Genomic DNA, 20,564 nt, shown 5'->3' with positions numbered 1-20,564 from the left:
ATAGCACTATTACGGCAATTATGACAAATATTATGGCAAATACTAATGGAGTAAACATATCTAAAATTACTAGTGTATTGTTTGAACACGTCAAAGTTTGAAAAGTTGAATAATTCTTAATTAATGAAAATATAATCAACTAGTTCATTTTCAAATTGTTCTTCTAAAAAAAGGAACATTGATATGGCAACAAAAAACGAAAGTTCGAAAGAAGGACTAAATAATAAAGGGAGGCCAAATAAGAAAAAAGATCTTATGTCTGTGATGGACAAAAAGGTTAAAAATCAAGATGCGTCAGGTGAAGCGGGTGTTGATCCTCAAATGGATCAATTAAATACAGCACCTGATCCGAATGACCATCCTAAGGAGCCTCAAAAAGTAAAGCATAAGCGAAAATAAAACTTAATCTCATGAAAAAGTTCTTAATAATAATATTGATGATATCTTACCTCCTAATTCTAGGGTGTAGAAACAACGATACACGAATGGATAATAATGATACGCCAATGGATAATAGAATGGATGATCCAATTGATACGGTTAACACCGATAGCACAAGGTTAGATAGTGTTATGGAAAATCAACCTGTAAATCCTATTGATTAAATTTTCATAAACCGAAAGGAGTCATAGCAAAGGCTAGATAATAATCTATTTTTTTTATATTTTAGGAAATCATAAAACCTAAAAACTATGCTTAAGACTTCACTAAAAACTATTATCCTAGCTTTTGCTTTTTCTTCCTGTGCCCAAGCACAGAAAGATTACCCTACTATGGGACAAGTAGAAATATTAGGTCCCGCTATGGAAAAGATTGTTGATGCTGATGCTAAGGTTGAAAAATTGGCAGATGGCATGGTATGGGCTGAAGGTCCAGTATGGGTGAGTGATGGTGATTATTTATTGTATTCTGATACTAGACAAAATATTATTTATAAATGGTCAGAGAAAGACGGTCTTCAGCATTTTATAAAACCTGCAGGATTTGAAGGGCCAGGCGTGTATAGTGAAGAGGAGGGTACGAATGGGTTGTTGATCAATAAGGATGGTTTTCTCATTGCTTGTGACCATGGCAATAGAAGGATTGCGAAAATTGTTTTAAAATCTAAACAAAAGGAAACATTAGTAGATACTTGGGAGGGCAAAAAGTTCAATTCTCCTAATGACATCTGTCAACATCCTAATGGTGATTATTATTTCACCGATCCGCCTTATGGTTTACCTGGAAGAGAAAAGGATACTACTACGAAGGAAATTGTTGAAAACGGTGTTTATCGAGTAAATAGTCAAGGTGTGGCCAGTCAAGTAATATCTAATTTAGCAAGACCAAACGGTATTGCGCTTTCTGTCGATGCAAAGAAATTGTATGTTGCCCTAAGTGATGGTAACAATCCATATATTATGGTTTATGATGTTAAAGAAGATGGTTCGGTTGGTGAAGGCAGTATTTTTTATGACTTTAAAAAGCAGTTTCCAGAAGAATCCTTAGCTGCAGACGGAATTAAGGTGGATGATGATGGTAATTTATATGCTGCTGCAGGAGATGGAGTTATTGTTATGAATTCTGATGGGAGTACCATTGGAAGAATTAGATCAGGAGTCCATACAGCGAATTGTGCCTTTGGTGAAGATGGTTACTTATATATGACTGCCTCAGATCAATTGCTTAGAATTAAGCTGAGGTAATAATAATTATTTAAAACCTTGTGTCTCAGTATTTGTTGTTTATTTATCACATTAAAACTAAAGATAATGGAAGATCAAATACTAGATTTAGAGACTAAATATTGGCACGGCATGGCCAATCACGATTATGAAACAGTAAAAAGCCTTACATATTTTCCTTGTACTACAGTTAGTAAGCAGGGTGTTAAGAGTATCGATGAGCCTACTTTCAAGCAAATGTTTGAACAGGGTGAGGGTATGAAAATGTCAATTAAGGGAATAACTGAGGCGGTTATAGAGATGTTTAGCAAAAGTTTTGCTACAATAGGATATATCGTCGAGATAGAAACAGATAATAATGGGGAGAAAACTTCGAGTAAATGTGCTTGTAGTTCAGCTTGGATTCAAGAGAATGGAGTTTGGAAATGTCAATTGCATTCAGAATCTGATTTGAAATAGTTCAGAACCTCATTTTTTCCTTAAAATCGATATAAAACATTAAAATTTTTACGGTTAACCGTATCAATTAATAAATTAATTGAGATATATTTGCAGCTTAACCAAACAAATTAATTATTAACATATAATTTAATATATGCTCAACAAGTGTTTTTATTGTGGATATAGGGCTTTGAGTAAAAAGCAATTAGGAGAAAGAGATTGTCCAAAAAAACCAAAACTATTATCACTTTTTTTCAGAAAGTGCACCAAAGGAATATTTTAAAAAGAAACAAGCCACGCAAGTGGCTTTTTTCTTTTTAAATTTCTTCAATGAGAAGCAGAAGCTTTATTCCATATACAATAAAGGATGTTTGTTACCTATGGCAGATTTAGCATTATACAAATGATAGATATACCATTTTCTCACCAATTTATTCGATCTTTTTTGTTCTAAGGTTTTATGTAGTTTAACTTCTTCGAATAGGTCTGAAAATAATAAAGATGGATCTTGAAACATATTTGAAGCTACTATAAAATATACATTCTCCTTAGGTTTTATTTCAGGAATTGCCAAATTCATCCATGCAAATTTATGAATGTCATTTAACCGACCTACAGCAATCATTCGCATTTGCAGAGGTCTAGATAGATAAAAATAAAAATGCCCTGCCGGATACCAATTATTAATAATCAGTGCATCAGATTCTTTCATTTTTCCATTTTTTATATCAATCATTCGCAACTGTGAAAATTGCTTTTCAAGATCCTTCCAACCTGTCATATCCAATGTGACATCTCCTTTTCCGATCTCATTTATATTAGCTTTGACAAAAAGATTTCCAGGATACCATTTTATGGTTGCAAATGCTAATACCATGATTATCAACACAAAACTCAGTTGAAAATTTAAGAGCCTTCTGATTCGGATAATATTGTCATGGTCCAGTTTCCTATCAATCCAGCATGCAGCGATTAACATCATTGCAAAGAAACCTGCACCACTCCAATGAGGTAAAGTTTGTCGGAAAAAAGACAAAGATGAAGTAACCAAAATAATGGGGAGTGAGCAGAATAATAATAACCATATTATTTTAGTTGGAACATCGAAAATTTTAAATCTATTTTTAACCAAACTGATAAAGACAATTATATATAGATATATTAAGAATGGATTATTATAAAAGATTTGCCCAAAGGCTGTTTGAGCAAAAAAATCCCAGCGAATTCCTGATTCCAGAATGCCAACTCTCTGGCTGTGGAATTTCCAGGTTATATAATCATACTCCTCATTCCAAAATAAAATTGGTAAGAAACAAACTGCAGTCAGGATTAATCCTAGATAAAGTTCTTTATTCTTGAGTATTTCTCTCTGAAATATTAATATATAACTAAGAAATCCAAACCATAGAAAAATAGAGTGTACTTTACTCAAACATCCTAATCCAACCCATAATCCCAATAAAATCAGATGATTGTCTTTTAATATTCTATCCTCTGATTTCACGACTACGATCATACTTCCGAGTGCTGCTAGCCAAAATGTATTGGCAATAGAATCTGGGAGTATAAACAAGCCTGAGATTATGCTGGAATATAATGAGGCAGTGTATAAAATCGCTGCTATTAATCCTGTTCTTTCGTTTAATAGGTAGCCAGCTATTTTTGCTATGAGCCATGTATTGATGGCTGCAAGAAAAATAGCACCTAGCCGCATTGAAAATTCATTAACCCAATTCAAGTTTAATGTGAAGAACCTAATCAATAATCCTATGAGAGGAGGATGGTCAAAGTGGTTCCAATCCAACTGCACTGCGTAGGTAAAATAATAGACTTCATCATTTCCCAACTCGATATTAAATGCAAAAATGCAACGGATCAATGTAGCTATAATGATTAACCATCGCAGTTTAATCTTATACTCACTAGACATTACCGAAAGTATACAAAAGGTTTGCTAAGAAATTCCAACCAAAAGTCATAAGTATAGCCAGAAATTTACTGGAATAAAATTTCATATTAAATTTTTCGTGCAGGATATAAAGGAATACTGTATTCAGGAGCAAACCAATAATACTAACTGTCGCAAAATGGTAAAACTGTTCAATAACATTTGGGTTCTTACTATTGAATGTCCAAATCCGGTTTAATATGTAATTATTGCATACCGCTATAATAAACCCGATCGTGTTTGCTACGAATTTCTCGATATCAATTTTTTCTTTTAAAAACCATGTTATAATAAAGTCAATTACCATTCCAGCAAGCCCACGGCAGCAAATCTTACTGCAAGGGTTAATAAAGTAATCATATTTTATATTTTAAAATTTGTAGGAAATTGAATAATTACGAATTTATTAATGGAATAATAATGTACGATCAACGCATAAAAGCTTGCAAATCCGAATCCGAGCATACAGCCGAACCATACATCATCCCAATAATGTTGCCCTAAATACACTCTAGAATATGCAGTCAAACAGGCAAAGAAAAGTGCTATGATTCCTAAGGTTTTGTTTTTAGAAAAGACTGCGATTGTAGCTGCCAATGCGAATGCTGAGGTAGTATGTCCAGAAGGAAATGCATTATGGTGTGCCATTGGCATCCAAGATAGCGCGTGAAAGGAAGGGTCATCTTGCAAATGAAAGCCTGGTCTGTAGGCTTGGAATGTTCTTTTTAACAAAGAACAAATAATTCCTGATCCAATATATGTAGTTGCAATGGCAAGGGCCAACTTTCTGTACCACATGAAAAAACAGATAAAAGCTAATGCCAATACAAATAGACCATCCCCAAACTGTGTGATTACAGTAAAAAAGTAATCGAAAAAATAAGGAATGATTGGAATTTGTTAATTGGAATGCTTCTTGCTTCGGCACGTAAAAAATAAATCCGCTCAGCACAATATACCAAGCTAGAAAACAGACAAAAAACAGTCTGTTTTCATAATAGAGTTTTCGAATGTATTTCATTAAGTTAATAATTAAAAAAAACGTACTGGGTTAAAATTAGTCTTCCCTTATTATGCTAATGTTAGGATATTGGTTAAAGGCTGTTAAGTGTTTGTTATTAAATGTTTAACTGCTCAAAAATTGAATAAAGTTTCTCCTTGTAATTGATAAAATCGTTATATTTCATTATGTCAACACGGAAAAACAATAGCCATAGATATGGATGGCGTCTTAGCTAATAACATGGCTCATTACTTGGATTATCATTTTAAAGAAACAGGTATTCGAATCTTGGAGGAAGAAATTCAAGGGAAGCCGGAGGAAAGATGTTTTGAGGATCCAGACGCAGTTTATCGATATCTTAAAATGCCAGATTTCTTTCGAACACTACCGATGAACCCAGATGCTCAAGAAGTGGTTAAAAAGTTGAATGAATCATTTTAACGTATTTATAGTTTCTGCTGCGATGGAATTTCCATGGAGCTTAGTTGAGAAATATGAATGGCTTGGCGAACATTTCCCTTTTATTACTTGGCATCAAATCGTTTTTTGCGGTAATAAAGGAATTATAAAAAGCTGATTATATGATTGATGATCATATTTATAATTTGAGGTCATTTTCAGGGACTGGATTAATTTTCGATTGTTATCATAATATAAATGAAACAGGTTTTGAAAGATTAATGGGTTGGAAAGCTGTAGAGGAATATTTCTTTGGGAAAGAAGGTTAATGAAATAAAAAAAGCAACCGTGAAGGTTGCTTTTAATCAATCATTTTAAAAAATAAATCTATTAAGACACAGGTACTTCCTGTGGGTATTTTATTTTTGATGGATCTTTTTGAAGAATAACGGTCAATACACCATCTTCAAAACTGGCATGAACATTTTCAATTATTATTTCATCTTGCAAATGGAAAGCTCTTTCAAAAGCACCTAATTGCTGTTCTTGATATATATATATTTGATGCCGGGTTCTGGTTCCGTTTCTTTCCCCTTTATTGTTAATATATTATCCGTAATATTTACCTGAAATTGATCTTTTTCTCTACCTGCAGCATATACTTGTACTTGATAAAATTCATCATTTTCAGCTATGTTAACAGGAATATTGGCTGAGTTTCCATTTCCAAATGGGCTTCCTTCGCTGAAAAAGCGTTCAAATTTTCTTTTAAAATTTCCTCTGCATGAGTGTGCATATTCTCTTGAACTTTGGTTATAGTTTTCTCTTTTAAACATTTTCTTAAATTTTTGAATTAATAAATAGGGATAATTGTTGCTTTAGTTGATCTATTAGAATATTGAACAGGTACGATTGCTTGATTCGTTTGAGGCAAGTAATACCTTTGAGATTTATCGAAATGATACGAGAATCTTTCTTTCATTCTATTTCTTTTGATTTTTGCATAGATCAAAGATCCGACTGAGAATAGAATGGTTGCTAAAAGGAGAATTTTAAAAATTGCACCAATGATCAAGCTAATTATTCCGACCACTGCAGTTACTACAAGTAGTCTAGGGATTATAAATTGAATTTTGTTTTTCATTATATTTTATTTTTTAATGTTTTAAGGCCTTTGATGTAGTAGACGAGTCAACTCATCCTTTTACTTTAAAATATTTTAAAAAAAATAAAATATCATTTCAGCTTTTAAAATCCGCACTTATTATCAAACCTACGTTTCCATTCTTCACGGAGTCGATCTTTTTGTTCTTCTGTAATATCCTCTCCGGTTATATCAGTTCTTTTAAACCTTTGACGGAATCCAGCGCCTGGTTTTCCAAAACCTCTACCGAATAATATCTTAGACAGTATGAATAGGCCAAATGCCTGCCAATAACTAATTGATTTCAATCCAAAAATATCTGTCATCAGTTCATTCCATAAAAATTGGAGTAAGGCAATTACCAAAAAGAAGATAATGACCATTGCCAATCCAATAAAGATCTTTTTACCTTTTCTTTTACTACTCATTTCTTTGTTCATTTTTATGTTTTTAATATTTTAATTCATCATATAAGCCTCTAAGCTTGAGCCGTAAGTGCTTTACGGCGTAGCTTTTTCTGCTAATGATAGTTTTAATGTTTTCATTTTCCATATTTGCAATTTCTTGCAAAGTCATTTCCTCAATTTCATTGAGTATGAAGACCTTCCTTTGTTTTTCAGGAAGTTCATTTAGAGCCTTCATCAATTCGTCCCAAAAAATATCCTTAAACATTTTGAGTTCAGGATGGTCAGCTTCATCGGCTACCAATAGGTGCGCGATAGGGAAGGAGTCCTCATTTCCAGCTTCTGTAAGCTCATCGAGAGATTCATTTTTCTTTTTTCTATAACTATCAGTGATTTTATTTCGAGTGACGGAGTATAACCATGCACCTGCATTGCCTAAGTCATCAATATTGGTAACTCGCGAAAATTGATACCAAACCTCCTGGAGAATATCCTCTGCATCGGCAGTTTTTTGTACTCTCGCTTTCACAAAGCGCAGCAACTGTCCACCATAGGTCTTTACAACCTCTGCGAATGATTTGGCATTTTTTTCCGACATATTTTCTAGCTGTGCCTCGTCCATAATGACGTAGACGTTTGAAAATAGATTTTACTTTAAAAAAAATGTGATTATTTTTTAATAATCACATGATAAAGTTAATTTTTCTTTTTGCTAAGTTTCAGAATTATTTGATTTCCAAAAGTTGAGTTGTGGTTATGGTTTCATTATCTAAAAATTCCAATTCTATTGGGAATTTCCCTTTCCTTGAAACGCTAGGTGCCATGAATTTAATTTCAGTTTCAGAGATAGAGAGTAGTTTACAATCATTTCCTGCATAATAAATTCTAACGGAAAATAGATTTTTAAATCCTTTTCCTTTGAGCGTTACTACATCACCTTGATAAACAATGGAAGGAGAGACGCTTTCTACTACAGACTTGTTTATTTCAATAGGTATTCCTGGATTGGGAAATTTATATCCTGCTGGTTCTTGGTATAGGCCTATTGTTAGGAGGTTTTTTCCAAATTTTCCATGCGGTAAAGTGAATTTTAACTTTCCATTTGTTGCTTTTACATGCATTAATTCATAATCAGATACTTTGGCTATGTATTCATGTCCGTCAATAAAATTTCCCGACATCTCTATGATGTCTCCATAATAATATGGTTTTTGATTTATGATTTTTTCAGCAATAGGTTTTATTTCAATTTGGTTGTTTAGTTTTATTGGTGGGTATAAATCTGATACAATTTGCACATCATAATTTCCTAATTTTAAGCTTGGAAGATAATATCCAGCGTCAGGTTCATAACTGTAATAAGAATAAGCAGCTGTACTGTCACCAATTTTAATGATATAAGGGTCTTCGCCATAATATTTAGTTAGTACAGACTTATTTATTGTAAAGAAATATCCTGGGTGTGGTAGAGTTTGTTTAAATGTGATTTCTGAACTCACAGGTGGAATTAACTCCAATTTTTTATTTGAGAAAATAGTATCCTTTCCATTAAAATAACCTAACCTCAATTTTTGTCCGTTGTTTTTAATGCCTTTTAATGTTATTATGTTGGGATTGTCGTAGCCCAATTCCAATCTATTATTGCCAACTACCACAAAGAAATTGCTGAAATAATCAATTCCATAAGATCTAATCTTTAAACCTTCTCCATAATATATAGGTCTATCTAAATCAAATTCAATCTTTCCCAATAAATTGATACTTACTAAAGATGAAGTATTTATGTCATTTTGGTTTTGAAATTTGCCAATAATTAGGTTAACTCTATCGCCGTGTTTTCCTAGATTATAGGGTATTTTGAGTTGTAATTTACTAGGTTCAACATTAATAATTTCAATCTGCATTGGATTATAAATCTTATTAGCAATTACTATGTCATCTTGGCTGATCTGTTTGAAGTTTCCTGTTAGTGTCAGTGTATCTCCTAAGGAAATAGGAATAATATCTTTTTGGTCTACCCAAAAATCTTTAACTCTAAATGAGACTATATTTCCCATATATTCAAACCTTTCAGTGATAAGATAGAACCTGTAGTTAAGGATTTGATTTAACCCAAAATTTTTGTCTGGTTTATAATCATATTGAATTAACCCTGCCTTAGGATTTGAACCTAAAGAGATTTTCTTACCATTGGTAGAAGATTGCTCGAATACAATGAAACCATAGTCTATAATTTTTCATCATTGAGATACCCGATTTCGGCATTTAGAGTAGCAACAGTGGCAATAACGTTTCCTGCAGGGAGTGTATTTATGGTTATGGGTTTTACATCGGGTTTAATTTCTTCTTTTTTAGAACATGACCCTAAAAGAAATATAAGTAGAATTAAAAATGCCCTATTAAAATTATTTAAATGGTTAGAAGTTTTCATGTTACAAAATTTCAATAGTTTTAGATGTGCTAATTTCACTTTCGGCAGTTCTATCAAATATTAATTTAATTGGATATTTCCCTGGATTCATCCAATATGGTATTTGAATTTGTATTTCATCAAAGGATCTTTTAGAATTGAAAATAGAATAATCCCTAGATTAATATAGTTTACCCCGTTAAGACCTTTACCTTTTAAGGTTAGAATTTCACCAATTTTAATAATGTCTTTGCTTAAGGTTGTAATAACTGGTTGAAGAAGTTTGAATTTCATTGGGATAATAAGTTCTTCGCTACCATATAATGTACTAGCGCCAAAGTTGACGGTATATGTTCCAGAAGGTAAATTCTCAAAATTTATAATAACTTCCTTATCAGAGATTGCTTCATTTCCGAAAGAATTTAAGTAATCTAAAGTTCCTAAAAAATATCTGTCGCCTTTTATAAATGATCCAGTAAACAATATTGGTTCATAAGGATAGACCTCTGTTTTAGATATTGAGCTCACATTAAAAGGAATGACTTTTACTTTATTTGGGAGTTTCACATCAAAAAGTGCTGATGAAAAAATAATATTCATATTCGCCCAAAGGTAAATTTCCAATTTCTAAGAAAAATCCAGTGTTAGAAACTTTGACGTCATTATATTCATTGTTTCCAATTTTAATTTTTGCAATTTTTTCACCAAAGAATTTATAATAGTCGAATTCCTGAATCCAAAAGTATTGATAAGGGTGTACGATATATTTATCAATTTTTAGTTGGTCTGGTGTTGGCTTTTTTAATTGAAGTTTTTTCGGCAATTCAATTGTTTCTAAACCATTATTATAAGACCAAGTGTATTCTGCCTGTTTAACTAGATCAAAGTCAGTCATTTTCATTCCACTTGTATAGGGGAGTGTTTTTTCCTTCAATAGTGATTTTTAGGTCATGGTTGTTTTCTATAGGTAAAGCATAACCAGTAATTGGAATATCATCAGTAATATAAATTTCATTGACCTTTGGTGTATCGATATTTGCTAAAATTTTCAAGGTTGAAAAAAACCTTGATTTATGATTTTCTCCATTCTTGGATTGGGTATTTAGGAGAATTTCATATTCTTTACCATGGTAAACATTTAGTTTGGGAGCTTTGATTTTGATGCTTTTTGCATCTTTTGCCACTTCAAATGGTAGTGTAACTGTATGTGGGACGTTGTAATAATCTTGTGAGGTTAACGTAAGGTAGAAGTCTTTTGACATTTGGCTAAAATCTCCTTGAAGAGTAAAGGACTTTCCTGCCGGAACAACAGAAATTTGATCATTGTTGATTTTAATTAAATCAACAGAGAAATGTTTTAATTCTCCTTTATAGTATCCTTTTGCAGTCTTAATATAAGGAGCGTAGGCATACTCTCTATTTACTTCAAATATGTTTGGCGAAGTATATGTTAATTCAAACAAACCACTTTAATTTCCTTATTTTTCAAGGAGATTTCTTTAGGATTTTCAGGACTTTGGCTGATATCATATAATACAAACCCAATATCTAGAATTTGTTCATTATTGATATTTTTAATTTCACCTGTCATTTTTATTTGGTTAGGCGAAATAATAGTTATAGTTCCAGTTTCAAGAGCAATGGCCGGTTCTAAATTGGGGTCGATAATAGTTGTTTTCTGGCAGCCTAGGAATATTAAAAATAGCAAGCAGGCGAGAAAAATATTAGTTTTCTGAGGGGGATTATAGGTATTCAAAATAATTATCGCTTTGGTAAAAGTTATGGACAGATGAAATACTGATTTTCATTTTTCCTTACCAGGTAACCTTGGAATTGAAAAAGAAATCTTATGGTTATTTATTTTTATTGGTGTTATTTTGGTGTCCACCTAGCAATATTGCTGGAACGCATCCTATTCCTTTGCCTTCAATTGTTAATACATCTCCAGTTGTTCCCGATGTAGGGTAGAACTTGTCTATAGTATAACCAAGAGATTTATATGGGATTGCGATTGCATTGGATTTTAACTCTTTATAATATTCGTCACTTGAAATGAATTTAAATGCTGTAACGCCTTCAAAGCCTGAAATGACTTCCAGTTTTATCTCATTTTCTCCCCCAACAGCTGAATTAATAAGGCCGTTGTCTTGATTTATTACAAAATATTCTAATCCCTTAATAAAATTCCCTTTTAATTGGATAGTATCCCCAATATAAGTGGAATATGGTCCTTTGGTACTTATTTTGAGCTTTTCAACTTTGATTTTATTTTTATGGTTATAAAAGTGAAATTGATTGTAAACGGTTAAATCATATTCACCTTCGGGAAGATCCCCTACATGAATTCCTAGAAGATTTTCTCGATAATCGAACCTAGCTTCAACTTCTTCATTTCCAAGTTTTGCACTCACATATGCCCAAAAGAAATGATGTAATTGCTTTGCATTGAAATTGAGTAATGTATTGGGGTGCACCCTATCGATATGTGGAATAATTGGATCATCGCTTGATGGCTGAATCAAATTATAAGATTCTGAAAAGTACACGGAATCTTTACCATTCATATAACCGATATTTAAGGTTTTCCCACCAAATTCTGGATGGTCTCTTAAGTATAAATTATTGTTATAAGGGATTTTCTTACCATTGATCAGGATAAATAAATTCTTAATCCCATAATATGAGTCTGCTATATTTTCGACTTTAAATTTCAATGGGGTTAAAAAATCGTGGTACGCTCTTTCAAAAACAACTTTTGCCAAATATGTGATTTGAACTAAATCCTGAACATAACTTTTTGGGTTTTCATTTTTTCTAACTAAGCTAATCTGTATTTCATCGAAATTGCTGACTTCAGGACCTGCACCAATCACAAAGGAAAACACTTTTTTATCTGCACTTAAGGTGAATGGTAGACTGAACAATTCGAAAGCTCCTCTTACTCTAATTCGAAATTTATCTCCAAGGTTTTCAAAATTTCCATTTACATGAATCGTATCTCTGCCGTAAGAGAATCTCTTTTCATTAGGAATTATGCTTAAACTATTTAAAGCAAACTCATGTAAATTGCCTTTAATAAAATTCTTTTCAGTTCTTACGTAAAAATAAAAGGTATAATAAACATTTGGATCAAAAGATTTTGGAGATTTAAAAGTTGTTGAAATTTCTCCAACTTGATTAGTTTTCCCTAAGCTAATATTTATTTCAGAAGAACTATTTGCTTCTGTGCCAGCCTCTTGAATTATAAATCCATGATCTAATACTGTTTCATTACCTGCGATCTTTATTTGTCCCGTTAACTTTACTTGATTACTGGTAATATCTGAGAAACCCAAGGTATTAATTTGATACTCTTGAACTTGCTCAACATCAGGTTTTGCTGAATCGGATTTCGAGCAATTCGAATTAAATAAAATCACGATAATGCTTGAGCAAAATAATAATGTCTTCTTTATGATATTTGTTGTGGTAGCCATTTTCTTTAATTAATAAGTGATTTCAAAAAAATTGATCAACCGTATACCATTTGTTGAGATAAAGAACTGCGATTTTATATTTACCGGGTAGGATTGTACCATAAAGCGAGATTTCTGTCCAGCCTTTTCCTCCATTGTAAGAAGGCATCCATTTTCCATCGAAAAATATTTGAGCTCTACCTATTCCTTCACCGTATAACCTAATTGGTGTTCGTAGGGTACCTTTTGATGGACTAAAGTGAGTATATGTTAGTTGGCTGAATTCAGTTTCGTAGTTTACATCGACCAAAGTTTCTTTATCGAGGGTTTCATCATAATAGCCTATTTTTTGGATTTTTATTTTTGATGCTATTGAATGGTCGAGCAGGACTTGTATCTTACCAGAAGCTGCTGGTTGACTGTCAGATCTACCAATATTACTATAAACCCGGTAAGATCTTCCATTCATAAAATTCCCTGTTATGGTCAGCATCTCACCATCATGAATTACACTCGGAGAAAAAGAGGTAATCTGCAATTTTTTTACTGTGATCTTATCGGCGCTAGTATAATTAAAATGATTGTTAACAAATTTTACAGGATAAGAACCTTCTTCAACATCACCTATAGTTAGTCTGTCACTTCCATTCCAGGTCGTGTAAATAGAGGCTTCTTTCCCACCCAATGTTATGTTAGATGCTAAAAAGTCCATTTTTCTTCCAAGTTCATATGCATTCACTGAAAGGGTTACATTTGGATGGGCATAAGTTTCCCTAAAATAGTAGTCACTCGAAATAGGAGGGATTAAGGTCAATGGTTTTGGAAAATAAACAGTGTCTGCTCCGTTATAATATCCGAATTTAAAGGAGTTTCCCTTTTGTCCGCGAATTAGGTCTTCGACATCAGATTGAAAATTTGTTTTATAACTAAATGCTTTATTTCCTACAAGAATTGATAAAGGTTTTTTTGAATCGAATTTGAATCCTGTAGCAGAGAAAGTAATCCGATCTCTCAAATAAAAATCATAGTTGCTTAATGGATCTATTTTGGAAACAATATTAACTCGACCTAAATAAATAGGCATTGATAAATTATTCGATAATGTAAAATATGGTTCATCTCCATGTCCATATCGATCAATAATTCTAAAGTTTAGAGATTTTTTGTCAGCACTTATTTGTAGGTAGAAATTATCCGTAATAGAAGAATTTTCACCGTGCCCAGTAATATAATAAGTACTATCAATTTTTGAAAAATCTCCTTTAATCGTTATAATTTCACCTTGTTGAACATTCCGTTCTTCGATAGGAGTTAGCGTGATTGGTACATACGGAAACTTGACAGCCTCTGAAAGATATTTGTTTTTGTCGGTGATGACATAGTATTTAACTTCATAGTTAATCCCTGCTTTGTCAAGCTTATTGACCATCAAGAAATTATTTCCTGTTTGGGATTTTGCTGGTATTTTTAGATCTATGGTAGAACTATTTCCAAAACCAGAAGCTTCTTGGATTAGAAACCCATGCTCTTTGATTGATTCATCATTTAAATGAAGAATTCTGCCAATAAATTTTACACCAGCAGAACCGTGGTTCTCAGGGATTAATACTTCTAATTTAATTGGTTTGGAAACAGCCTCTTTTTCAGGGCAGGGTCCGAATCCTTATTGCAGCTCATAATGAGCCCAATCAATAGGATCAGATAATAAATTTTTTTCATACTTCGGTTAATAGAAGTAAAAGTATATAATAGTTTGGATATTATATTAAAATTTCAAATAAAGATTTTTCGATATTATAAAATAATTAAGCTTAAATTTTGATTATGGAAAATTTCAGGTTTATCAGTTCAATTTTACCCTCATTTTTTATGCTGGGAACATCAGTTTAACCGTTGTACCTTCATTAAGTTTGCTTTTAATAGATATATCTATACCCAATTTATCAGCTATTCTTTTTACAATCGACATACCAATACCAGAACCTTCATATCCTGAAGAATTGGACATCCTTTTAAACATCTCATAGATGGATGCAAGCTCATCTTCTTCCATGCCAATTCCATTGTCACTGATGGTATAAATAATTCCATTATCAGTGCGGAATGAATCTATTATCACCTTGGCGGATGTTGCTTTTGAAGAATACTTAATCGCATTTCCGATAATATTCAGGAAAAGTTGGTATAACAAGGTTTTTTCACCTTGAACAGGGAGCAGGTTGTTTACAATTACTTCTACATTATTTGAGCCAAACCGATGTTTGCTCATTTCTATAATTTCATCGACAAAATTTTCTGTCTCAACTATTTCTTTTTCAAAATTGAAAGAACTTGCTTTTGAGAATTGGTGGATCTTATCTAACATATTTAAAATAATATGAACAGAATCCAAAATATTAGAACTCATTTTCTTCAACAGCTCCGGCTTCACATCTTGTCGATACTGAAGAAATTCAGTCGAGACTTTTATGGCAGAAAGTGGATTTTTGAGGTCATGACTTATGGTATATGCATAGGTATCCAAAGCATTGTTCATTTCAATGAGTTGAGTATTCAAAGAATCGATTTCTGCTGCCTTGTTCAACATAGAATCTCTTAAAAGTTCCCTGATTCTAGTGATAAAGTGCATTTGTTTAGAGCTCCATTTTTTTGAAGTTCCCTTTACTTGCTCACGCCAAACATTAAATGAAGTGCGGGGGGAAGGTTTTACAACTCCTGTTAATTTGTCTTCTTCATAATATTTTTCAGGTTTTCCAGCCCATTCTCTGTCAAGAAGAATTTCTTTTCTAAACCAGATTATAAAAAAATCCTTTTTACTATCTATTTCTGCAAATGATAGTCCGGCAATTGATCTCCCAAAATCTTCATAGAGTTGAAGGTGATTTGAAAGAGCATTAGTGCTATATATATGGTCTTTGGCTAATTCAGTCAATTTTGGTAATTGCGACCTCAAAGATTCTTTTTCAGGATGTATACCTTCTAAAAAAATAGAATCTTCAAACCCGATGGCTATACCATCTGCTTCTAACATATGAAGTAGAGTTTTTGAAAAATCCTTTAGTTCATGGAAAATATTGGATTTCAGCAATACTTTTTCTTTTAAAAGGAGTTCTAATTCTTGAACTTCTTCGAGATAAGCCATTCTTTCGATATCTTCCAATTGCTGGAATTTATTGGCTGCAAAATTTGTAGCCATCAAAGAAAAGTTTCTGATACTTAAATCGATATGTTTTGGTTCTTCATGCTGACAGCATACCAAACCCCAAAGTTCACCTTTTATAATAATCGAAAAACTTATGCTGGATCGAAAGCCTGCATTTTTAAGATATTGCAAGTGAATGGGTGACAATCTTCTAATGGATATTTCCTGGAGATTAGCTTCTTGGTTGTCAAGAGTTACAACTGTAGAGCCTTCTGAGTCGGTATCTGCAATAAATCTGCAATGTTTTGTTTTATAAAGTTCCCTAGCTTGTTTTGGTATGTCAAATTCAGGATAATTTAAACCTAAATAAGAATCTAAGTTTGGTCTGTTCAATGTTTCTGCAATAACAATTCCACTGCTGTCTTCATTGAATTGATAGATCATAACTCTATCTACTTCTAAATTCTGAGACAGTATTTCTGATAATACTTTCCAAACATCTTGTTCTGCATTTTGCAGTTCAATCAATTTGTTGTTGATTATATTGGTTTTGCTACTGTCATTATTTATGCATTTTTCAAATTCAAGATACATGGTATCTGTAGAATAAGATATACTTAAGTAAAAAGGCTGCTCCTCAATTTCTAATAACTTTGTAATCCTTTTGAAATCATTGCTGCTTTTGAACTCTTCGATAGCATTTTTTATAAAATCCTTTTCTTCAAAATTGCCAAAATATGTTTCTAAAATGGGCTTACCAATTAGTGTTTGTGGAGAATGGTTTGATAAATAATTTGAGATGTTGTCACTAACAGCTTCTATTATGCCTGTTTGATTTAAGAAGATGATAAATCCCAAATCTTGAATCTTACCAAGAAATTGGATCTTTTCGTCCTCACATTTTATCTTTTCCATTTTTGTTGTTCTGTTAGTGCATTGAAAATATTTTTAAAACGGCTTAAAAATTTTCAAATTCATGCAAAGTAAGAAGAATATTTTTAATAAAGCTGTTAAAACATATTTACAATTAGTATTATTTCAATGACAAATTTTTCTTAATAATTTTTTAACGGTTTAAATTGATTTAATCATTGATTTATAGGAATTCAATGACATACGCTGAACAAAAAAATATAACAATTGTTCTAGAATAAACAATAGTATGAAATATTCAAAATACATTAAAATAGCATTAGGATCGATGATTCTATTGTCTCCATTTATTTTCCAGGCTTGTAAGTCTGTTAAAGTTCCTTCAGGAGTAAAGGTTGTTGACAATTTCGATATCAAATCTTATGCTGGTAAATGGTATGAAATCGCAAGGTTTGATTTCAAACATGAGAAAGACATGGATCAAGTGACAGCAGAATATACTTTAAATGAGGATGGTTCAGTCAATGTATTGAACCGTGGTTTTGATACAGTTAAATCGGAATGGAAAGAATCTGAAGGAAAGGCAAAATTTATTGGTGACGAAAATAAGGGAGCTTTAAAAGTATCCTTTTTCGGACCATTTTATTCGGGATATAATGTTGTTGCGATGGATCCAGCCTATGAGAATGTTCTTGTTTTTGGTGAAAACACAGATTATATTTGGATGCTTTCCAGAAATAAGACAATGCCAGAATCTGTGAAAGAGAAATTCATGAAAATTGCTAAAGATGCTGGGTATGATTTAAATAGGTTAGTGTGGACGAAACAATAGTTCTGTAATTATATCGAAAATTTAAAAGCCAGAAAGGATTTTCTTTCTGGCTTTAATTTTTGATGATTTAGAGTTTTAATTCTCCTTCTTCACCAATATCTTCGTTACTTCCTGTAATAGCATTTTTCAACATACCAAATAAAGTGGCAATTTTATTTGAACCGGAGTCCCAATAATGAGCTTCATCCGGAATTACCTTTAATAATTTAATATTTGGATCTTCTTTTCCTTTTTCAAACCAACCTTCCATCATCTTACTCCAATATCTATCAATTCTTGCTTGATCTCTACTTAGTGTTGCAGTACCATTAATGCTTAAAAAAGTATAGTTTTTAGGATCGGCATAAAAGACTGAAATTTTATCATTCTTTTCTAGGTTTTTGTGTGTTTCACTTTCTGCAGAACAGATATACCATATATTTCCTTCTTCATTTACTTCTTGTCTGCTCATAGGGACACCATGAGGGTAAGAAGAATGTGGATTGAAAGTGCAAATTGTACCGATGTCAATTTGATCAACTATGGATTTTAATTTGTCATGAGCTTCTTGATCTCTAATTATTTTCTCTGCCATAATATGTTCTTTTTAATTCAACACTTAAAAGATCACAATTGTTTAGTTAAAAATTGTCAGAACATTTATTCAATTTTTTTGTTCAAGAAATGAAAGCATACTCCATGCTTATTAAAATAAAAGGATAACTAAAAACCATAAAATTCACGCTATGAAAAAAGGAAAAAAACCTTATGCACCCCATATTGACAAGCATGTTGTCGATAATATGAACAAGGTAATGACCACCAATGATGGAGTTCCTGTTTATGATAACAACAACACGCTCAAAGTAGGTGACCGAGGTCCATCATTACAGCAGGATCAAATATTCTTTGACAAGTTAATGCATTTTGATAGGGAGAGAATTCCAGAACGTGTGGTTCATGCAAGAGGTTCAGGGGCTCATGGAGTTTTTGAGGCAACAGCTGATATTTCTGAATATACCTCAGCTGCATTCCTTAAAAAAGGTACAACGACTCCTGTATTCGCCCGCTTTTCAACAGTTGCCGGTTTTAAAGGTTCAACAGATTTAGCTAGAGACGTTCGTGGATTTTCAGTGAAATTTTACACAGAAGAAGGTAACTATGATTTTGTAGGTAATAATATTCCTGTTTTCTTTATCCAGGATGCCATGAATTTCCCCGATGTTATCCATGCTGTTAAGCCTGAGCCTAACAATGAAATTCCTCAAGCTGCTTCTGCTCACGATACTTTTTGGGACTTTATTTCTTTAATGCCAGAAGCTGCACATATGTCGCTTTGGGTGATGTCAGACCGCGCAATTCCTAGAAGCTTAAGAATGATGGAGGGTTTTGGCGTACATACCTTTAAATTTTTAAATGCTGAGGGAAAATCTACATTTGTTAAATTTCATTGGAAACCTAGATTGGGGGTACACTCTGTAGCATGGAATGAAGCTCAGAAAATCTCAGGATTTGATGCTGACTTTCATAGAAGGGACTTATGGGAAGCGATTGAAAACGGTGAATTCCCACAATGGGATTTGGGGGTTCAATTAATTCCTGAAGAAGATGAAATGAAATTCTCTTTTGATATTCTAGACCCTACCAAAATTATCCCTGAAGAACTTGTTCCGGTTAAGATTATAGGTACGATGACGTTGAACCGTAATCCAGAGAATTTCTTCGCAGAAACAGAACAAGCTGCATTCGATCCAGGTAGAGTAGTACCGGGTATTGATTTTTCTGATGACCCACTACTTCAAGGGAGAATATTCTCATACATGGATACACAAAATTATAGATTAGGTGGTCCAAATTTCCATGAATTACCGATCAATAGGCCGATAAATGGCAAACACAACAATCAAAAAGATGGGTTTGCAAGAATGGATATCTTAAAGGGCAATACTAGTTATTTTCCGAATAGCCAAGGAAATGGTTGTCCATTCCAAGCCATGTTGAAAGGGGAGACAGGTTATCAAACAGGGAAACAACAGGTTGATGGTAAAAAAGTGAGAGCAAGGTCAAGTTCATTTGCAGATCACTTTACTCAAGCTAGATTATTTTTTAATTCTTTAAGTCCTGAGGAGCAAAACCATGTAATCAATGCTTTTAGTTTTGAGCTTTCGAAAGTTAATAATGAAGACATTAGAAAGCGTGAATTGGCAATATTAAATCAAGTGGACCCAAAATTGGCAAAAGCTATTGGGAAAAACTTAGGATTGACACCAATGAAATCTCTAGATCCGCTTACTTTACAATTTGCAAGGCAAAATCACCCAAATTATCCAATAAAGCCTAATAAACCTGAGGTCGAAAAGTCTGAATTCTTGAGTATGAAGGTTAAGGGTGATGAGGGTAATATTCGTAGCCGGAAAATTGCATTTTTGGTGGATGATGGTGTGAGTAAAGCATCAGTAGATAGAATGAAAAAAAGACTTGAGAAAGATGGTGCTATGGCAGTGCTGATTTCTTCGCATGTAGGTAATTTGAAATATAAGGAAGGTGGGGAAGAACCAATACAGCATAGTTATCTGACCGATGTTTCGGTTTGTTTTGATGGTTTTTATACTCCTGATGGCGATTCTGTAGCCAAGTTGGCTCAAAATCCAGATTATCTTCAATTTATTAATGAAGGTTATCGTCACTGTAAAGCAATTGCATTTGCCAAAGGAGCAGAGCAATTAGCAGCAAAATCTTTTATAGAAAAAGATCAAGGTGTAATATTTGAGTCAGATCCAAATTGGACAGATGCATTTGTTAATGCACTTAAAAAACATAGGGTATGGGAAAGAGAAAATCCTAGAAAAGTCCCTTCATAATATAGCAAA

26 protein-coding genes are annotated in these 20,564 nt (G+C 32.8%); 8 read left to right on the top strand and 18 right to left on the bottom strand.

What is annotated here, in order from left to right:
• Positions 1–183 precede the first annotated feature (183 nt).
• The 3 genes from FGL31_RS14390 to FGL31_RS14380 all read left to right on the top strand — a co-directional run bounded on the left by FGL31_RS14390 (position 184) and on the right by FGL31_RS14380 (position 2,123).
• A complete protein-coding gene (locus tag FGL31_RS14390) occupies positions 184–399 on the top strand; it encodes a hypothetical protein (protein ID WP_099370955.1) in 216 nt (71 codons plus the stop codon).
• Positions 400–692: 293 nt separating this feature from the next.
• The gene (locus FGL31_RS14385) at positions 693–1,685 is read left to right on the top strand and encodes an SMP-30/gluconolactonase/LRE family protein (RefSeq protein WP_138092448.1); all 993 of its coding nucleotides are present in this window, start codon (positions 693–695) and stop codon (positions 1,683–1,685) included.
• A gap of 66 nt (positions 1,686–1,751) precedes the next feature.
• Positions 1,752–2,123 carry a nuclear transport factor 2 family protein gene (locus FGL31_RS14380; RefSeq protein ID WP_138092446.1) on the top strand — a complete coding sequence of 124 codons (372 nt, stop codon included), beginning with the start codon at positions 1,752–1,754 and terminating at the stop codon, positions 2,121–2,123.
• Between the two features lie 328 nt (positions 2,124–2,451).
• Here FGL31_RS14380 and FGL31_RS14375 read toward each other — a convergent pair whose 3' ends face one another.
• From FGL31_RS14375 to FGL31_RS14365, 3 genes are read right to left on the bottom strand one after another with little or no spacing between them, the layout of a single operon-like run.
• Complete coding sequence (locus tag FGL31_RS14375; RefSeq protein WP_138092444.1) at positions 2,452–4,035, bottom strand: ArnT family glycosyltransferase; 1,584 nt, start codon at positions 4,033–4,035, stop codon at positions 2,452–2,454.
• The gene (locus FGL31_RS14370) at positions 4,028–4,384 is read right to left on the bottom strand and encodes a GtrA family protein (RefSeq protein ID WP_262709249.1); all 357 of its coding nucleotides are present in this window, start codon (positions 4,382–4,384) and stop codon (positions 4,028–4,030) included. The genes FGL31_RS14375 and FGL31_RS14370 overlap by 8 nt, the downstream gene beginning before the upstream one ends.
• A 32-nt stretch (positions 4,385–4,416) precedes the next feature.
• On the bottom strand, positions 4,417–4,851 hold the full coding sequence (locus FGL31_RS14365; protein WP_138092440.1) for a phosphatase PAP2 family protein: 435 nt from the start codon (positions 4,849–4,851) through the stop codon (positions 4,417–4,419).
• A gap of 421 nt (positions 4,852–5,272) precedes the next feature.
• On the opposite strand from FGL31_RS14365, the gene FGL31_RS28100 reads away from it, so the two are divergent.
• The 3 genes from FGL31_RS28100 to FGL31_RS28090 are packed head-to-tail and all read left to right on the top strand — an operon-like array spanning position 5,273 to position 5,784.
• Positions 5,273–5,497 (top strand): 5' nucleotidase, NT5C type, encoded by a 225-nt coding sequence (locus tag FGL31_RS28100; protein WP_262709129.1) that lies wholly within the window; start codon positions 5,273–5,275, stop codon positions 5,495–5,497.
• The gene (locus tag FGL31_RS28095; RefSeq protein WP_317131022.1) at positions 5,484–5,633 is read left to right on the top strand and encodes a 5' nucleotidase, NT5C type; all 150 of its coding nucleotides are present in this window, start codon (positions 5,484–5,486) and stop codon (positions 5,631–5,633) included. The genes FGL31_RS28100 and FGL31_RS28095 overlap by 14 nt, the downstream gene beginning before the upstream one ends.
• Before the next feature lie 4 nt (positions 5,634–5,637).
• Positions 5,638–5,784 carry a hypothetical protein gene (locus tag FGL31_RS28090; protein ID WP_262709128.1) on the top strand — a complete coding sequence of 49 codons (147 nt, stop codon included), beginning with the start codon at positions 5,638–5,640 and terminating at the stop codon, positions 5,782–5,784.
• Positions 5,785–5,845: 61 nt separating this feature from the next.
• Here the strand turns inward: FGL31_RS28090 and FGL31_RS14355 are convergent, their stop codons facing one another.
• From FGL31_RS14355 to FGL31_RS14290, 14 genes are all read right to left on the bottom strand, one after another.
• A complete protein-coding gene (locus FGL31_RS14355; protein WP_232047162.1) occupies positions 5,846–6,010 on the bottom strand; it encodes an Hsp20 family protein in 165 nt (54 codons plus the stop codon).
• The gene (locus FGL31_RS14350; protein WP_138092438.1) at positions 5,989–6,291 is read right to left on the bottom strand and encodes an Hsp20/alpha crystallin family protein; all 303 of its coding nucleotides are present in this window, start codon (positions 6,289–6,291) and stop codon (positions 5,989–5,991) included. Before FGL31_RS14350 ends, FGL31_RS14355 begins: the two co-directional genes overlap by 22 nt.
• Positions 6,292–6,308: 17 nt before the next feature.
• Positions 6,309–6,599: a hypothetical protein gene (locus FGL31_RS14345; RefSeq protein ID WP_138092436.1), complete on the bottom strand. Its 291-nt coding sequence runs from the start codon at positions 6,597–6,599 to the stop codon at positions 6,309–6,311.
• Positions 6,600–6,703: 104 nt separating this feature from the next.
• On the bottom strand, positions 6,704–7,027 hold the full coding sequence (locus FGL31_RS14340; RefSeq protein WP_232046767.1) for a hypothetical protein: 324 nt from the start codon (positions 7,025–7,027) through the stop codon (positions 6,704–6,706).
• 22 nt (positions 7,028–7,049) lie between these two features.
• Positions 7,050–7,625: an RNA polymerase sigma factor gene (locus tag FGL31_RS14335; protein WP_232046766.1), complete on the bottom strand. Its 576-nt coding sequence runs from the start codon at positions 7,623–7,625 to the stop codon at positions 7,050–7,052.
• Positions 7,626–7,728: 103 nt separating this feature from the next.
• Positions 7,729–8,907: an IPT/TIG domain-containing protein gene (locus FGL31_RS14330; protein ID WP_232046765.1), complete on the bottom strand. Its 1,179-nt coding sequence runs from the start codon at positions 8,905–8,907 to the stop codon at positions 7,729–7,731.
• Positions 8,908–9,230: 323 nt separating this feature from the next.
• Positions 9,231–9,434: a hypothetical protein gene (locus FGL31_RS14325; protein WP_138092430.1), complete on the bottom strand. Its 204-nt coding sequence runs from the start codon at positions 9,432–9,434 to the stop codon at positions 9,231–9,233.
• Between the two features lie 87 nt (positions 9,435–9,521).
• Positions 9,522–10,013 (bottom strand): hypothetical protein, encoded by a 492-nt coding sequence (locus tag FGL31_RS14320; protein ID WP_138092428.1) that lies wholly within the window; start codon positions 10,011–10,013, stop codon positions 9,522–9,524.
• The gene (locus FGL31_RS14315) at positions 9,982–10,347 is read right to left on the bottom strand and encodes a hypothetical protein (protein ID WP_138092426.1); all 366 of its coding nucleotides are present in this window, start codon (positions 10,345–10,347) and stop codon (positions 9,982–9,984) included. Before FGL31_RS14315 ends, FGL31_RS14320 begins: the two co-directional genes overlap by 32 nt.
• Positions 10,301–10,876, bottom strand: a complete 576-nt coding sequence (locus FGL31_RS14310; protein WP_138092424.1) for a hypothetical protein — start codon at positions 10,874–10,876, stop codon at positions 10,301–10,303. The genes FGL31_RS14315 and FGL31_RS14310 overlap by 47 nt, the downstream gene beginning before the upstream one ends.
• Positions 10,864–11,169 carry a hypothetical protein gene (locus FGL31_RS14305; RefSeq protein ID WP_138092422.1) on the bottom strand — a complete coding sequence of 102 codons (306 nt, stop codon included), beginning with the start codon at positions 11,167–11,169 and terminating at the stop codon, positions 10,864–10,866. The genes FGL31_RS14310 and FGL31_RS14305 overlap by 13 nt, the downstream gene beginning before the upstream one ends.
• A gap of 97 nt (positions 11,170–11,266) precedes the next feature.
• A complete protein-coding gene (locus tag FGL31_RS14300; protein WP_138092420.1) occupies positions 11,267–12,889 on the bottom strand; it encodes a hypothetical protein in 1,623 nt (540 codons plus the stop codon).
• 22 nt (positions 12,890–12,911) lie between these two features.
• Positions 12,912–14,297 carry a hypothetical protein gene (locus FGL31_RS14295; RefSeq protein ID WP_138092418.1) on the bottom strand — a complete coding sequence of 462 codons (1,386 nt, stop codon included), beginning with the start codon at positions 14,295–14,297 and terminating at the stop codon, positions 12,912–12,914.
• A 438-nt stretch (positions 14,298–14,735) separates the two neighbouring features.
• On the bottom strand, positions 14,736–16,925 hold the full coding sequence (locus tag FGL31_RS14290; RefSeq protein WP_138092416.1) for an ATP-binding protein: 2,190 nt from the start codon (positions 16,923–16,925) through the stop codon (positions 14,736–14,738).
• Positions 16,926–17,172: 247 nt separating this feature from the next.
• Between FGL31_RS14290 and FGL31_RS14285 the strand changes: the two genes are divergently transcribed.
• On the top strand, positions 17,173–17,715 hold the full coding sequence (locus tag FGL31_RS14285) for a lipocalin family protein (RefSeq protein ID WP_099370940.1): 543 nt from the start codon (positions 17,173–17,175) through the stop codon (positions 17,713–17,715).
• A 67-nt stretch (positions 17,716–17,782) separates the two neighbouring features.
• On the opposite strand, the gene FGL31_RS14280 is transcribed toward FGL31_RS14285, so the two are convergent.
• On the bottom strand, positions 17,783–18,289 hold the full coding sequence (locus FGL31_RS14280; RefSeq protein WP_138092414.1) for a pyridoxamine 5'-phosphate oxidase family protein: 507 nt from the start codon (positions 18,287–18,289) through the stop codon (positions 17,783–17,785).
• Between the two features lie 151 nt (positions 18,290–18,440).
• On the opposite strand from FGL31_RS14280, the gene FGL31_RS14275 reads away from it, so the two are divergent.
• Positions 18,441–20,555: a catalase gene (locus FGL31_RS14275; RefSeq protein WP_138092412.1), complete on the top strand. Its 2,115-nt coding sequence runs from the start codon at positions 18,441–18,443 to the stop codon at positions 20,553–20,555.
• The last annotated feature ends 9 nt before the right edge of the window (positions 20,556–20,564 follow it).

The sequence above is a fragment of the Sphingobacterium daejeonense genome, from assembly GCF_901472535.1.
GTDB classification, from domain to species: domain Bacteria; phylum Bacteroidota; class Bacteroidia; order Sphingobacteriales; family Sphingobacteriaceae; genus Sphingobacterium; species Sphingobacterium daejeonense.
Note: the sequence above shows the minus strand (reverse complement) of the source record. Positions and strands in the feature narration are given on the sequence as shown.